Raw genomic sequence first — 12,831 nt, 5'->3', positions numbered from 1 at the left:
GTTCGCTCCCGGAGAGGAGTTTGGACTCCGTCAGGTGTCACCCGGTGCCTGCGGCCCCTGGCATCCGAAAGCCCTTACATGCACTCGGTCATTCTGTAACGTCATGGCCATGCGGACGGCGTACAAGTGCCGGGCCTATCCCGACACCGAGCAGGCTGCCCTCTTCGGGCGCACATTCGGCTGCGTACGCCTGGTGTGGAACCTGACGCTCGCCGAACGGCATCGCGCTTGGCGGTCTGAGGGGAAGCGCACCTCCTACAAGGAGACCGACGCCGCGCTCACCGGTTGGAAGAAGACCGGAGAGTTGGCGTTCCTCGCCGAGGTCTCCTCCGTTCCATTGCAGCAGGCGCTGCGGCACCAGCATGTCGCGTTCGCCAACTTCTTCGCCGGACGCGCCCGCTATCCCCGCTTCAAGACCCGAAACTCCCGCCAGTCCGCCCACTACACGCGCTCGGCGTTCCGGATGCGCAAGGGTGAGTTGTGGATGGCAAAGACCACCGCACCGCTGGCGTTCGTGTGGTCCTTTGATGAGGTGGACCTGGCGGCACTGGAACCGACGATGGTGGTGATCTCGAGGGAGCCTGACGACCGCTGGTACGTCACCTTCGCCGTCGATGCCCAAGCCCCCGCCCCCATGGATGCCGCCGGGCATCAGATCGGCATCGACCTGGGGGTCAAGGACTTCGCGGTGACCTCCGACGGGGACCGCATCGCCAACCCCCACCATCTGGAGAAGAAGCAGCGAAACCTTGCGCGCTACCAGCGGCGCATGGCCCGTAAACAGCCCGGTTCGGTCAATCGCCGCAAGGCCAAGGCCAAGGTCGCCCGCGCTCACCGCAAGGTCCGCAACGCCCGCGCCGACTTCCTGCACCGCACCAGCACCAGCCTCGTCCAAAAGGCGGACGTGATCGTGGTCGAGGACCTCGCGGTCGCCAACATGGTTCGCAACCGCAGCCTCGCCCGCACCATCTCCGACTGCGGATGGCGCGAGTTCCGGCGGCAGTTGGAGTACAAATGCGAGCGGGCCGGGCGCACCCTGGTGGTGGTCGACCGCTGGTATCCCTCGTCCAAGACCTGCTCGCACTGCGGGCACCTGCTGGCCGAGTTGAGCCTTTCCACCCGGGCATGGACGTGTCCGGGCTGCCGCACCCGGCATGACCGGGACGTCAACGCGGCCAAGAACATCCTTGCGGCTGGTCGAGCCGTAGCCGGGGGCGCCCCCGGCGATGTCTGTGGAGCTGATGTCAGACGGCAAGGGTCCCCCCTTCCGCAGTCGGCTGCGAAGCAGAAACACCCACAGCGCGAGCCGTAGGGATCTCCTCCCTTAAGGGAAGAAGAAAGTCAATTGTCCTGGATCAGCCCTTGTCCTGGATCAGCCCTTGTCCTGGATCAGCCCGAGGACGTTGCCGTCGGGGTCGGTGAAGGTGGCCACCAGGCGGCCGCCGCCGACGTCGCGCGGTGCGTCCTGCACGGCCGCGCCCGCCGCCGTCACCTCGGCCAGCTTCGCCTCGATGTCCGCGACGTGCCAGTACGCCACCGGCGACGTCATCTTCTGCGGCCCGCCGGCCGGCACCAGCCCGATGTGCTGGCCCTCGGCGTCGTAGCCGACGTAGTACTCCGAGTCGGCCGTCGGGGCGGCGCCGAGCAGCGCGGTGTAGACCGCCTTGGCGGCCGCCAGGTCGGACACGGGGTGCAGGACCGTCTTGATCCCCTGGGTGGAAGACTCGCTCATGATCGCTCCTCGGTTCTCGTGCGGGGCGCCCCCGTCCGGGGCGCCCGTGCCGGTCACGCTAGTTCCGGCTCGGTCATCGGTGCTTCTCGATTCCTGACCGGTCTGGTCAGCCGTCCCACCTGCGACGACGCCGCCCGGCGGTGCCGCCCGGCGAGCGAGGCCGCCCGCCGGTGCCGCCCGGCGGCGGTTCCGCTCAGCCCCAGGCGCCGGCGATCTGCCGGGTGGTGGCGTTCAGCCGGTTGAACATGTTGGTGACGCCGATCATCAGGACGATCGCGGCCAGCTGCTTCTCGTCGAAGTAGGTGGCGGCGGCGTCCCAGACCTCGTCGCTCACCGCGTCGGGACGGTCCGCGAGGCGCGTCGCGGCCTCCGCCAGCTCCAGCGCGGCCCGCTCCTCCTCGCTGAAGTACGGGGCCTCCCTCCACGCGGCGACCAGCGCCAGCCGCTCGTCGCTCACGCCCGCCTTCCGGGCCGTCTTGGCGCCGGCGTCGACGCAGGCGCTGCACCCGTTGATCTGGCTGACCCGCAGGTGCACCAGCTCCAGCGTCTGCTCGTCCACCCCGCCGGAGTGCACGGCCTTGAAGACCTCCTGGATCGGCTTCATCGCGCTGGACAGGACGACGGCGGGGTTCTGCATCCGGGACTGCATCTCGGTCTCTCCCTGTCTCGTGGCCGGTGCCCCGTTCCCCCGGGGCGTGACTCCATCACAGCGGGACGGGCTTGCCAGGACGATGCCGATGGGACACCGTGGGACAGCCGGAACGGGCTTGACCAGCGGCGGGAGCGCCCGCGCGGATCCGGCCCGCGTGGGACAGGGAGGCGGGGGAGCGGTGGTCGCGCAGCAGCGGACGGCGAAGGCCGGCCCGGAGGAGGAGCTGGCCGCCCGGCTGCGGCTGCTCCAGGAGCTGTCCGGACGCGGCGTCCGGGCCCTCGCCCGGGACACGGGCCTCAGCTCGTCGTCCCTGTCGCGCTACCTCGGCGGGCAGACCGTCCCGCCGTGGCCGGCGGTGCTCGCGCTGTGCCGGCTCGTGAAGCGCGACCCGCGCCCGCTGCGTCCGCTGTGGGAGCGGGCGTCGAGCCCGCTGCCGGCGCCCCCGAAGACCAGCCGCCAGGTGCGGCCGCCGTCGCCGCCCGCCGGCGCCCCGCGCCCGCCCCGCAACGACCTGCCGCGCGACGTCCCCGACTTCACCGGGCGGGAGGCCGCGCTCGCCGCCGTCCTCGACGCGGTGGCGGGCAGCCGGGTCGTCGCCGTCGACGGCATGGCGGGCGTCGGCAAGACCTGCCTGGCGGTGCACGCCGCGTACCGGCTCGCCGCCGAGCGGCCCGACGCCCAGCTCTACCTGGACCTGCACGGGTTCACCGAGGGCCGCGAGCCCCTCGACCCCGAGACAGCGCTGCGGTCGCTGCTCGCCGCGCTCGACGTCCCGTCCGAGAAGATCCCGCAGGAGGGCGGCGTCGAGCCGCTCGCGGCCTGCTGGCGGTCGGAGCTGGCGGGGCGGCGGGCCGTCGTGGTGCTGGACAACGCCGCCGACGCCGCCCAGGTCCGGCCGCTGCTGCCCGGCGCGGGCCCGTCCGTCGCCCTGATCACCAGCCGCAACCGGCTGCTGGGCCTGGACGAGGTGCCCCCGGTGTCGCTGGACGTGCTGTCCCCGGAGGAGAGCGCGGAGCTGCTGGCCCGCGCGAGCGGCGAGGCGGGCGGGTCCGGCGGTCCCGGCGGCCGGCTGGCCCGCGAGCCGGAGGCCGCGGCGGAGGTGCTGCGGCTGTGCGGGCACCTGCCGCTCGCGCTGCGGCTCGCCGCGGCCCGGCTGCGGCACCGGCCGGGCTGGACCGTCGGCATCCTCGTCGAGCGGATGGCGGAGGGCGCCGGCGAGTTCGACACCGCGTTCGCGATGTCGGTCCGGCAGCTCGACCGGGCGCAGCGCCGCCTGTTCCGGCTGCTGGGGGAGCTGCCCGGGGCGTCGTTCGACGAGTACGTGGCGGCGGCGCTCGCGGACGTCCCGCCGCGCACCGCCCTGGCCATGCTGGAGGACCTGCTCGACGCGCACCTCGTCCAGCAGCCGGCGGCGGGCCGCTACCGGCTGCACGACCTGGTGCACCAGCACGCGCGCCGGGCCGCCGCCGAGCACGAGTCCCCGGCGGAGCGGGAGCGGGCGCTGAGCCGCGTCCTCGACTACTACGTGCACGCCGCCGCAGCCGCCGACGCCGCGATGCCGTTCCCGGCGGGCAGCCGGGCCGCCTCGGCGGGCCGGGCCCCGGCCGGGCTGCCGCGCTTCCCCGACAAGAACGCGGCGCTCGCCTGGTTCGGCGCCGAGTACGGGAACCTGATGGCCGCCTTCCACGCCGCGGTGGCCGCCGGCGCCGACGCGCACGTGTGCGAGCTGCCGCGCTTCATGCGGGCGTACTTCGCGCGGCGCTGCGGGACGACGCAGCTCAACGTCCTCTTCGAGCGGTCGGTGGACGCCGCGCGGCGCCTCGGCGACCCGCTCTCGCTCGCCGAGGCGCACAGCGACCTCGGCTTCGCGCGGTACAACGCGGGCCGGATGGCGGAGGCCGGCGCCGCGTACGAGGCGGCGGCGCCGCTGGTGTCGCGGGCGGGGGACGCCCTGTCGCAGGCGGAGCTGGTTCTGCGCCGCGGCTACCTGAAGTGGGACGAGGGGCACGTCGAGGAGCCGCTGGAGCTGTTCCGGACGGCCGGGCGGCTGTACGAGGCGGCCGGCTGCCCGATGGGCGCCGCCCACGCCACCGCGTACGAGGCGTGGGCGATGCTGCAGCTCGGGCACCGCGAGGAGGCGGCGCGGCTGGCTCGCAGGGCCCTGGAGGTCCCGCACTCCGACCCGTCATGGGCGCCCGCGCTGACGGCCCGGATCACGCTCGGTGTGGCCATCGCCGGCGAGGAGCCCGGCGAGGCCGTCCGGCATCTGCACGAGGCCCTCGACCTGGCGCGCGAGGACGGCCACAAGCACAACGAGGCGTGGTGCCTGAACTGCCTCGGCGTCGCCCTGCGCCGGATGGGCCGGTACGAGGAGGCGCTGGACGCCCACCGGCGGGCGTTCGCGCTGCTCGACGAGCTGTTCGAGGAGCACTGGAAGATCCACTTCCTGAACGGCTACGGCGAGACGTGCCGGCTGGCGGGGCTGCCCGAGGAGGCCCTGCGGCTGCACCGGCGGGCGCTGGAGCTGGCCCCGGAGGTCGGGTACCGGCACGAGGAGGCGCTGGCCCACGAGGGCATCGCCGCCGTCCTCGACGGGACGGACCCGGCGGCGGCGGAGGAGCACCGTGCCGCGGCCCGGGCCGTGGTGGGCGGGCTCAGCCCCGGGCCCGCGACGACGGCGCGGTGAGCGCGTAGATCAGCAGGATGGACATCGCGATGGTCAGCACCGACCAGAGCGGGAAGGCCCGCAGGAACGCGATGTGGCCGATCGCGGTGAGGACGGCGAACATGACGCCGACGACGCGCGCCCACATCCGCCCGGCGATGATCCCCGCGCCGACGGCGATCTGGAAGGCGCCGAGGATCAGCCAGAACCAGCCCCACGAGGTGAAGTCGAACACCAGGATCTGGTTGCCGTTGACGAGGTAGTAGTTGTCCTTGAACAGGCCGACCAGGCCGTCGATGACGTTGAACGCGCCGATCACCATGGCGAGGGTGCCGGCGAACGTGAGCCATCCGGACGTCGGCCGCAGGTGCCGGGCCGAGCCGTGCGCCGTTCTGGTCATCGTTGGCCTCCCCATGCTCGCGCCGGATGTGAGTGCCCGAAAGATCCCCGTTGTTCCGCCCTCCGCAACCGCAGCCAGTGCGCTTTTGGCGCACGCCAGCACGAAACGTGACCGGAAACTGACACACCCTCCGGGTACGACCCCTCGCGTCAGCGCTGATCCCCTGGGCCCTCCGCGGTGATCTCTATCAGCGAACCGTCGGCGCCGTAGGTGAAGCGGCGCGGCGGCCCCATCCTGCTCACGGCTTCCGCGATCTCGGCCTTATGCCTGGCGACCTCGTCCGGATCGGACGGGTCGGTGAGCCGGAACCCGAGAAGCTCCACCTCGTGGGGATCGGCGTCGTCCGGCCGGACCTCCCCTTCCAGCACGAACCCCAGCAGCCCGCGCAACGCGTCCTCGCCGAGATCCAGGGGGTGGAACGGCAGCGGATACGGCTCCTCCGTCCAGACGGGGTCATGCGGCACGGGATGCTCCCCGGCCCAGTACGGCGCCTCGAACGGGAACGGCTCGCCGATGTTCTCGATCACTCCGTTGTCGGGCGACAGGCTCAGCGAGCGGACCAGCCGCCCGTCCTCCCACACCGCGAAGGCCAGCCAGTCGACGACGCTGTGCATCGCGTGCAGGACCAGCCTGCGCCCCGCGCCCGCCTCGACCAGGCGGGCCGGGAGCCGCGACGGCTCGCCGAGCATGACCCGCTGGTCGCAGACGATGTCGAGCCCCGGAAGGCTGGTCGCGTACGTCGTCCCGTAGGGCGGATAGCAGCCGTCGCCGAGCGTGGACGGCTTGTCCTCCTGGACCGACCAACCGGGATACAGCCGGTCGAGCAGCGCCGCGGTCGCGTCCCGGTCCGGTGCGGGGGCGGCGCGGAGGATCCCGCCGACGTCGCCGTCCGCGTACACCAGCAGTCCGGTCTTGGCTCCCATGCCCGCGCTCCCTCGTCCGTCCGACGACGGCGTGAGAGTAGCGGCCGGGGCCGACAGAACTGTTTCAGGTGGGCTTTCGCGCGAGGACGAGGCGGGCGCGGGGAGTGCCGTTGTCTCGCCGGCCCAGAGCCGTCAGGGGAACGGTCGTCACGCTGAATCCGGCCGCCGCCAGATCCTTGGTGACCGCGCTCAGCGGGCAGGTGCGGTAGTACATGACGAACGGGGGACGCCACACCGCGTTCCGGACGCGCATGACCGCGTCGAATCCGAGCAGCGCCCAATACCAGGGCGACGTGATCGGCAGCGGGCCGCCGAGCGGAAAGGCGAAGAGCCCGCCGGGACGCAGCGCCCGACGCACCCCGGTGAAAACGGCGGGGCGTTCGGCGGGCAGCAGGTGGCCGAGCGCCCCGAAGGTCACGGCGAGGTCGAATTCCGCGGCGAGGGAAAGGCTCCGGACGTCCGCCCGGACCAGCTCCGCGTCCGGATGCGCTTCGCGCGCCTCCGCGAGCATCCCGGCGCTGAAGTCGACGCCCGCGATCCGCTCCCGGCACACGGCCCCGAGCGTCCGCAGGCCCGCGCCGGTGCCGCAGCACACGTCCAGCCCCCGGCCGAACGGCCCGAGCGACCGCAGCGCCTCGGCGGTCGCGTCGAGAACGGCGTCGGACGTGCGGAAAGGCGTGTGGTCGAACTTCGGGGCGAGCAGGTCGTAGCCCCGCTCGACCGACGACAGCGCCTGCACCGCCAGTTCGCGCAGCGACGGCCCCTGAGACGAGAACACCGCCCAAGGCTACTCGCGGCGTCGCCGCCGCGGAGCCGTGCGCCGCCGCCACCCGCCCCCGCGGTCAAGGGCGCGGGGGCGCGGCGGCCTCCAGCGCGTCGATGTCGCCGGACATGCGTGCTCGGCCCAGGAGCCGCCCATGATCGGGAAGGGGAACGTCGACGGCCCGTCCATGCGGTGGTTCGCGCCGTTCATGAGGAACCGCACGCCCTCGCCGAGCGCGCAGAACCTCCCGATGACGAGCCTCTCCGGCCCGTAGTGGTAGAGCACGTTGCGGGTCTCGAATGCGGTCGGGTCGTCCGGGTCGTCGTAGTAGGAGAACTCGCCGACCTCGATCAGCGGGGACGTGACCAGGGGTTTCAGCAGCACGACGCGCGGCCGGCCCGGGATCGGGTGCAGCACGTCCGGGTCGGCGGGCACGGGCGGCATGGCGGGCCGTTCCTTCTGGCGGGGCGGGTCCGCCCGGCGGGACGGTCCACACTAATGCGACAATTGATGCATTAAGATACTGGCACGACGCCGTCCCACCGAGCAACCGGAGCACCACCGATGACGCCACCGGCAGACGACGGGCCCGCGCCGCCGCGGCGCCGCCCCGGCGGCCGCACCGCCCGCGTCCGGACGCAGGTCCACGACGCCGTCCTCGCCGAACTCGGCGAGCACGGGTTCGACGGCCTCACCGTCGAGGCCGTCGCCGCCCGCGCCGGCGTCCACCGCGCCACCGTCCACCGGCGGTGGGGCGACGTCGGCGGCCTGCTCGCCGACGTCCTGGACGCGGCGGCCGACGACGCCTGGCAGCCCCCGGACACCGGCTCCCTGGAACGCGACCTGGCCGGGCTGAACCGCGAGATCCAGGACGCCATGACCGCGCGGCCGCCGGTCATGGCGGCCCTGATCGCCGCGTCGTTCCGCTCCGAGAAGGCCGAGCGCGCCCAGCGGCGGCTCTGGGAGGACCGCTACGCCCGCTGCGAGATCGTCGTCACCAGGGCCGTCCGCCGCGGCGAACTCCCCCCGGCCACCAACGCCAGGCAGCTCCTGATCGCCGCCACCGCCCCGGTCTACCACCACCTCGTGCTCCTCCGCACACCCCCCGACCCGGACCTCCCCGACCACGCCGCCCGGACCGCCGCCCTGGCCGCCGCCGCCGGCGCCTTCACCGGCACGGATCGCTGAGCCGCGCCCGCCTCCGGCGCCGCCCGCTCATTCGAACGCGGCCCGGTGGTCGCGGGCCCACGTCGCGTAGGTGCGCGCCGGACGGCCGAGGACGGCGGCCACGTCGGCGGTCAGCCGGGCGTTCCCCCCTTCGGCGATGAACCGCTGGCCGCGCATCGCGCCCTCGGCGAACTCCGGGTCCCGGCCCGCCGCGATCATCTGCTCCTTCGCCGCCTCCGGCGGCACGTCGACGATCCCGATCGGGCGGCCGAGCACCTCCCGCAGGATCGCCACCTGGTCGGGCGCGCTCAGCAGTTCGGGGCCGGTCAGTGTGTAGGTCCGCCCGGCGTGGCCCGGCGCGGTCAGCGCCGCGACCGCCACCTCGGCGACGTCGCGCGGATCGATCACGCCTTGGGCGCCGTTCCCGGTCAGGTTGGCGACCGGCCGCCCCGCGCGGATCATGGAGGCCCAGTGCAGCGTGTTGGTGGCGAAGCTGCTCGGCCGCAGGATCGTCCACTCCGCCTCGCCCTCACGCAGCGCCTGCTCGCCGGGAAGATGCCAGCCGCCTGCCCTGACCTCGGTGTCCTCGCCGGTGCCGATGGCCGACAGCTTCACCACCCTTCGGACGCCCCCGGACCGCGCGGCGTCGAGCATCGCCCGGTCGTGCCGCTCGATCCAGGGGCCCGGCGCGTCCAGCAGGAAGACCGCGTCGCACCCGGCCACCGCGCCGTCCAGGGAGCCGGGGTCGTCGAAGTCGCCCCGGACGACCTCCGCCGGCAGGCTCCTGCCCTCCGGGTTCCGCGTCATCGCCCGGACCCGCTCGCCGCGCTCGGCCAGGATCCGGACCACTTCTGTTCCGATGGTGCCCGTCGCACCCGTCACGAGGATCATGCCGGGCACTCTGCCGCCCCGCCCTACGGCGGATATAGGAAGAACCGGCAGGCCGTAGAGTCGTCGGCGTGGACGCGATGACCCCCATGCCCGCGCTGCGGCCCTGGATCGCCGACGCGACGCTGATGCGGCCCGACGGCGCCCGGCCGATCGTCCACCTCCCCGACGCCGCCACCGCGCTCGTCTACCGCAGGACCGGCGCCCGGGACGGCGACCTCCGCGTGGTCGGCCCCCGCAGCCGCGCCTCCTACAACCCGGGCAAGGACCTGCCGATGTGCGTCCGGGCCCGGTTGCGCCCGGGCGCCGCCCGGACGCTGCTCGGCGTCCCGGCCGGCGAGCTGCGCGACCGGGCCGTCCCGCTCACCGACCTGTGGGGCGACCGCGCCGCCCGCCTCGAAGCCCGGCTCAACGAGCTGACCGGCCCCGACGCGATCCTGCGGGCCGTCGAGCACGCGCTGCTCGACGGGCTGCGCGACGGCGCGGACGCGCGCGACCTGCTGCTCCGCGAGGCCGTCGAGTCGCTGTCCACCACCGGGGAACGGGTCGCCGCGCTCGCCCGGCGGCTCTCGGTCAGCGAGCGCCACCTGCGCGACCTGTTCACCGACCGGGTCGGCCTGCCGCCCAAGCGCTTCGCCCGCATCCAGCGGGTCCGCACGGTGCTGGCCCGCGCGGGCTCCGCGCAGTGGGCGGGCCTCGCCTCCGATACCGGCTACTACGACCAGTCCCACATGACGGCCGACTTCCACGCGCTCATGGGCGTCTCCCCGGCCGCTTTCCGTGCGGGCCGCCTTCCCGCAAGCACGCCCTGCGCCGCATAAGGAAAGAGCCCGGAGCCTCTTTCGGGAATCGATCAGGCAAAGTTCTGGAAAGCGCTGGATAGCGCCTGCTCGTCCGAACACATCCCGGGTGGCGACGGACGAGCGAAGGCGTGGACATGTCCGATGAGCGGGTCATCGATCCCGAGGGCGCGTACATATGGGACGGCTGGGGGACCTGCCTGTCCTGGTGGGCGAACACCGGACTGGGCGCGAGGGACGACCTGGCCGCGGCCCTGTTCGGCCTGGACACGACCAGGGTGACGACCTCCGGCCGCGAGATCGAGCTTCCCGGCCTGGGCCTGAACATCGTGCGCTACAACCTCGGGGCCTGCACCTGGACGGGCGGCTCGGCGATGGTCGAGTCGCCCGCCATCGTCCGGCGCAAGCAGATCGAGACGTACTACGACGGCGAAAGGTGGAACTGGAGCGCGGACCCGAACCAGCGGAGCATGCTGGCGAAGGCGCGCGACGCCGGCGCCGACACCTTCGAGATGTTCTCGGTTTCACCGCCCTGGTGGATGACCGTCAACGGGAATCCCTCCGGCGCCGAGCAAGGCGAGCAGGACAACCTGGAATTCCAGTACCAGGACGCGTTCGCCCGCTTCATCGCGGCGGTGGCCCGGCGCGCCCGCGACGACTGGGGCATCCGCTTCTCGTCGGTCGAGCCGTTCAACGAGCCCTCGCTGACCGCCTGGCACGCGCGGCAGAACCAGGAGGGGTGCCATTTCACCCTCGGCGCGCAGGAAGCGGTCATCGAGTGCCTGCGCCGCGCGCTGGACGAGCACGGCCTCGGCGACGTGCTGATCGCCGCCTCCGACGAATGCCGCTATATGGACGCGGTCGACACCTGGCAGAAGCTCACCGAAGGCGCCAGACGGCTCCTCGGCCGGGTCAACGTCCACGCCTACGAGCCCGACGAGAAAGGCCGCAGCCGTACCAAGCTCCGCGAAGCCGTCGGCGAAGAGACTCCGATATGGCAGTCCGAGTACGCCGAAGGCGAGCCCGACGGATTGGCGATGGCGCTGAGCATCAGCCGCGACATCCGGTATCTCCGGGCGGCCGGATGGGTCTGCTGGCAGCCCGTCGAGGCGCTCGACTGGGGGCTGCTGGACGGCGAGTACGACGACCGGGCCCCGAATCCGACCGGCGGAGCGCCGGGCACGCTCAAAGGCGAAGTGGGCGGCGTCAACACGAAGTATCACGTCCTCGCTCAATACAGCCGCCATATCAGGCCGGGGATGCGGATCCTGAAATCCGGGCACACGAACACCGTCGCCGCCCACGACCCGTCCGCCGGGCGGCTGGTTTTGGTGACCGTCAACGGCGGCCGGAAACGAACCGTCACCTACGATCTGCGGTCGCTGACCGAAGGCGCGAACGCGGCCCGAGTATGGGTCACCGACACGATCGACGCCCCCGCCGCACGCCGCTACGCGCGCCGGCCCGACGCCGATTTGCAGGGCGGTCTGCTCACGGTGGTCCACGAGTCGAACACGGTCACGACCATGGAGGTCGACGGCGTCTGAGTACGCGCGGGGCGCTCACCGGCGCAAGAACACACCATGACCCACCTGTGGTTTTCGTCGTCTCCGAGGCGGGGGACGGTGCAATTGCATCGCTGCGTGAGGATGCAGCGCCGCGGCGGCGCGCGACGCAGCATCCGAGGAGAACCGTGAATCGGACACGCCGGGCGGCCATGTCGGGAACAGTCGCCGGAATGCTCGCCCTCTCGGCCCTGACCCCCGCCGTCGCCGCGGACCGGACCGGCATGGCGCCGTCGCCCGGAACCGCCGGCGGAAAGGCCGGGCCGCTCCCGCCCAAGCTGCTGCGGAACTTCCACGGAAGGGGCAAATACATCGTCCGGGACCTCGGCGTGACGGTGCCCTTCACCTGGACGGGACGAGACGGCGACAGCCAGATGATCGCGGGCGGCCCCCGCTACCCGATCTGGTTCACGAACCTCATCTACCGGAACTCGCTCTACACGCTGACCTACAAATGGCCCGGCCTCAACGACCACGAATGCTCCCGCATTCCCGGATTCAACCTGGACACCCTGAACCAGAAGCTCGGCACCTCGCGCTTCGTCGGACGGGAGACGCTGCAGCGGAACCCGCGGCGCCACGTGAACCACTGGAGGGTCGGCGTCGTCGTGCCGCAACTCCCGCCCGGCAAGTTCCTCCGCTTTCCGCTCGCCCTCGGTGACGTCTACGTCGACCAGCGCGACCGGGGGACCTTCTGGCAGGTGCTCCAGTTCGGCGTCCAGAACCTTTTCGATCCGGAACTGGACGAATGGCTCGTGATGAACACCTTCAAGCACACTCCCGGAAAAGTCCGCCTTCCCCGCCAATGCCCGCGGTAAGGCGGCCTTCGAGGCACCCCAAGGTCCGAGCCGATCGTGTGTGAGAGAGTGGTTCATGCCCTTGAGCACGTATGACGTCAGGACGTCCGTCGCCGTCTCCGACATCGAGAAGGCCGTCGCGTTCTACGAAGGCAGACTGGGCCTCGAGGTCCTGCAGACCGGTCCCAGCGCCGACATCATCGGCGGCAGCCGCGTCTACGCGTCCGGCGGCGGCCCGGCGCTGAACGTGTACCAGTCCGTCACCGCCGGAAAGACCGACGCGACGCTGGCGACGTGGTACGTCGACGACATCGACCAGATCGTGGACGAACTCGCCTCGTCCGGGGTCGAGTTCGTCCGCTACGACCAGTTCGAGTGCGACGCCAGGGGGATCTGCCCGCGGGCCGGGGGCGGGCGCATCGCCTGGTTCCAGGACCCGGACGGCAACACCTTCGCCATCGAAGCCGACATCTGACCCT

14 protein-coding genes are annotated in these 12,831 nt (G+C 72.4%); 7 read left to right on the top strand and 7 right to left on the bottom strand.

What is annotated here, in order from left to right; translation table 11 throughout:
• Positions 1 to 109 precede the first annotated feature (109 nt).
• The gene (locus tag amrb99_RS36480) at positions 110 to 1,312 is read left to right on the top strand and encodes an RNA-guided endonuclease TnpB family protein (RefSeq protein WP_190864974.1); all 1,203 of its coding nucleotides are present in this window, start codon (positions 110 to 112) and stop codon (positions 1,310 to 1,312) included.
• 60 nt (positions 1,313 to 1,372) lie between these two features.
• On the opposite strand, the gene amrb99_RS36475 is transcribed toward amrb99_RS36480, so the two are convergent.
• Together amrb99_RS36475 and amrb99_RS36470 are read right to left on the bottom strand one after the other, a co-directional pair.
• Entirely contained in the window at positions 1,373 to 1,732 is a 360-nt protein-coding gene (locus amrb99_RS36475) for a VOC family protein (protein WP_190864972.1), read from the bottom strand.
• Between the two features lie 193 nt (positions 1,733 to 1,925).
• The gene (locus tag amrb99_RS36470; RefSeq protein WP_190864970.1) at positions 1,926 to 2,381 is read right to left on the bottom strand and encodes a carboxymuconolactone decarboxylase family protein; all 456 of its coding nucleotides are present in this window, start codon (positions 2,379 to 2,381) and stop codon (positions 1,926 to 1,928) included.
• A 157-nt stretch (positions 2,382 to 2,538) separates the two neighbouring features.
• On the opposite strand from amrb99_RS36470, the gene amrb99_RS36465 reads away from it, so the two are divergent.
• A complete protein-coding gene (locus tag amrb99_RS36465; protein WP_347257003.1) occupies positions 2,539 to 5,070 on the top strand; it encodes a tetratricopeptide repeat protein in 2,532 nt (843 codons plus the stop codon).
• Here the strand turns inward: amrb99_RS36465 and amrb99_RS36460 are convergent.
• From amrb99_RS36460 to amrb99_RS36445, 4 genes are all read right to left on the bottom strand, one after another.
• Positions 5,039 to 5,449: a hypothetical protein gene (locus amrb99_RS36460; protein ID WP_190864966.1), complete on the bottom strand. Its 411-nt coding sequence runs from the start codon at positions 5,447 to 5,449 to the stop codon at positions 5,039 to 5,041. The two genes, amrb99_RS36465 and amrb99_RS36460, sit on opposite strands and share 32 nt — an antisense overlap.
• A gap of 149 nt (positions 5,450 to 5,598) precedes the next feature.
• Entirely contained in the window at positions 5,599 to 6,372 is a 774-nt protein-coding gene (locus tag amrb99_RS36455) for a hypothetical protein (protein ID WP_190864964.1), read from the bottom strand.
• A 64-nt stretch (positions 6,373 to 6,436) separates the two neighbouring features.
• Positions 6,437 to 7,150, bottom strand: a complete 714-nt coding sequence (locus amrb99_RS36450) for a methyltransferase domain-containing protein (RefSeq protein WP_190864962.1) — start codon at positions 7,148 to 7,150, stop codon at positions 6,437 to 6,439.
• 9 nt (positions 7,151 to 7,159) lie between these two features.
• Positions 7,160 to 7,579 carry a hypothetical protein gene (locus tag amrb99_RS36445; protein ID WP_241756266.1) on the bottom strand — a complete coding sequence of 140 codons (420 nt, stop codon included), beginning with the start codon at positions 7,577 to 7,579 and terminating at the stop codon, positions 7,160 to 7,162.
• Positions 7,580 to 7,699: 120 nt separating this feature from the next.
• Between amrb99_RS36445 and amrb99_RS36440 the strand changes: the two genes are divergently transcribed.
• The gene (locus tag amrb99_RS36440) at positions 7,700 to 8,323 is read left to right on the top strand and encodes a TetR/AcrR family transcriptional regulator (protein WP_190864960.1); all 624 of its coding nucleotides are present in this window, start codon (positions 7,700 to 7,702) and stop codon (positions 8,321 to 8,323) included.
• Between the two features lie 27 nt (positions 8,324 to 8,350).
• Here amrb99_RS36440 and amrb99_RS36435 read toward each other — a convergent pair whose 3' ends face one another.
• A complete protein-coding gene (locus amrb99_RS36435) occupies positions 8,351 to 9,193 on the bottom strand; it encodes an SDR family oxidoreductase (protein ID WP_190864957.1) in 843 nt (280 codons plus the stop codon).
• Between the two features lie 77 nt (positions 9,194 to 9,270).
• Between amrb99_RS36435 and amrb99_RS36430 the strand changes: the two genes are divergently transcribed.
• From amrb99_RS36430 to amrb99_RS36415, 4 genes are all read left to right on the top strand, one after another.
• Complete coding sequence (locus amrb99_RS36430; protein ID WP_190865024.1) at positions 9,271 to 10,011, top strand: helix-turn-helix domain-containing protein; 741 nt, start codon at positions 9,271 to 9,273, stop codon at positions 10,009 to 10,011.
• Positions 10,012 to 10,127: 116 nt separating this feature from the next.
• Complete coding sequence (locus amrb99_RS36425) at positions 10,128 to 11,537, top strand: glycoside hydrolase (protein WP_190864955.1); 1,410 nt, start codon at positions 10,128 to 10,130, stop codon at positions 11,535 to 11,537.
• A gap of 191 nt (positions 11,538 to 11,728) precedes the next feature.
• A complete protein-coding gene (locus tag amrb99_RS36420; RefSeq protein WP_190864953.1) occupies positions 11,729 to 12,373 on the top strand; it encodes a hypothetical protein in 645 nt (214 codons plus the stop codon).
• A 55-nt stretch (positions 12,374 to 12,428) separates the two neighbouring features.
• Positions 12,429 to 12,827, top strand: coding sequence for a VOC family protein (locus amrb99_RS36415; RefSeq protein ID WP_190864951.1), 399 nt, complete (start codon positions 12,429 to 12,431; stop codon positions 12,825 to 12,827).
• The last annotated feature ends 4 nt before the right edge of the window (positions 12,828 to 12,831 follow it).

Source organism: Actinomadura sp. RB99, from assembly GCF_014706005.1.
Lineage (GTDB): Bacteria > Actinomycetota > Actinomycetes > Streptosporangiales > Streptosporangiaceae > Spirillospora.
This window is presented reverse-complemented; position numbering and strand designations above follow the sequence as displayed.

Coding starts and splice junctions, on each gene's coding strand:
- amrb99_RS36480 (WP_190864974.1), top strand. CDS start 110: ATGCGGACGGCGTACAAGTGCCGGGCCTATCCCGACACCGAGCAGGCT.
- amrb99_RS36475 (WP_190864972.1), bottom strand. CDS start 1,732: ATGAGCGAGTCTTCCACCCAGGGGATCAAGACGGTCCTGCACCCCGTG.
- amrb99_RS36470 (WP_190864970.1), bottom strand. CDS start 2,381: ATGCAGTCCCGGATGCAGAACCCCGCCGTCGTCCTGTCCAGCGCGATG.
- amrb99_RS36460 (WP_190864966.1), bottom strand. CDS start 5,449: ATGACCAGAACGGCGCACGGCTCGGCCCGGCACCTGCGGCCGACGTCC.
- amrb99_RS36455 (WP_190864964.1), bottom strand. CDS start 6,372: ATGGGAGCCAAGACCGGACTGCTGGTGTACGCGGACGGCGACGTCGGC.
- amrb99_RS36445 (WP_241756266.1), bottom strand. CDS start 7,579: ATGCCGCCCGTGCCCGCCGACCCGGACGTGCTGCACCCGATCCCGGGC.
- amrb99_RS36440 (WP_190864960.1), top strand. CDS start 7,700: ATGACGCCACCGGCAGACGACGGGCCCGCGCCGCCGCGGCGCCGCCCC.
- amrb99_RS36435 (WP_190864957.1), bottom strand. CDS start 9,193: ATGATCCTCGTGACGGGTGCGACGGGCACCATCGGAACAGAAGTGGTC.
- amrb99_RS36430 (WP_190865024.1), top strand. CDS start 9,271: ATGACCCCCATGCCCGCGCTGCGGCCCTGGATCGCCGACGCGACGCTG.
- amrb99_RS36425 (WP_190864955.1), top strand. CDS start 10,128: ATGTCCGATGAGCGGGTCATCGATCCCGAGGGCGCGTACATATGGGAC.
- amrb99_RS36420 (WP_190864953.1), top strand. CDS start 11,729: ATGCTCGCCCTCTCGGCCCTGACCCCCGCCGTCGCCGCGGACCGGACC.
- amrb99_RS36415 (WP_190864951.1), top strand. CDS start 12,429: ATGCCCTTGAGCACGTATGACGTCAGGACGTCCGTCGCCGTCTCCGAC.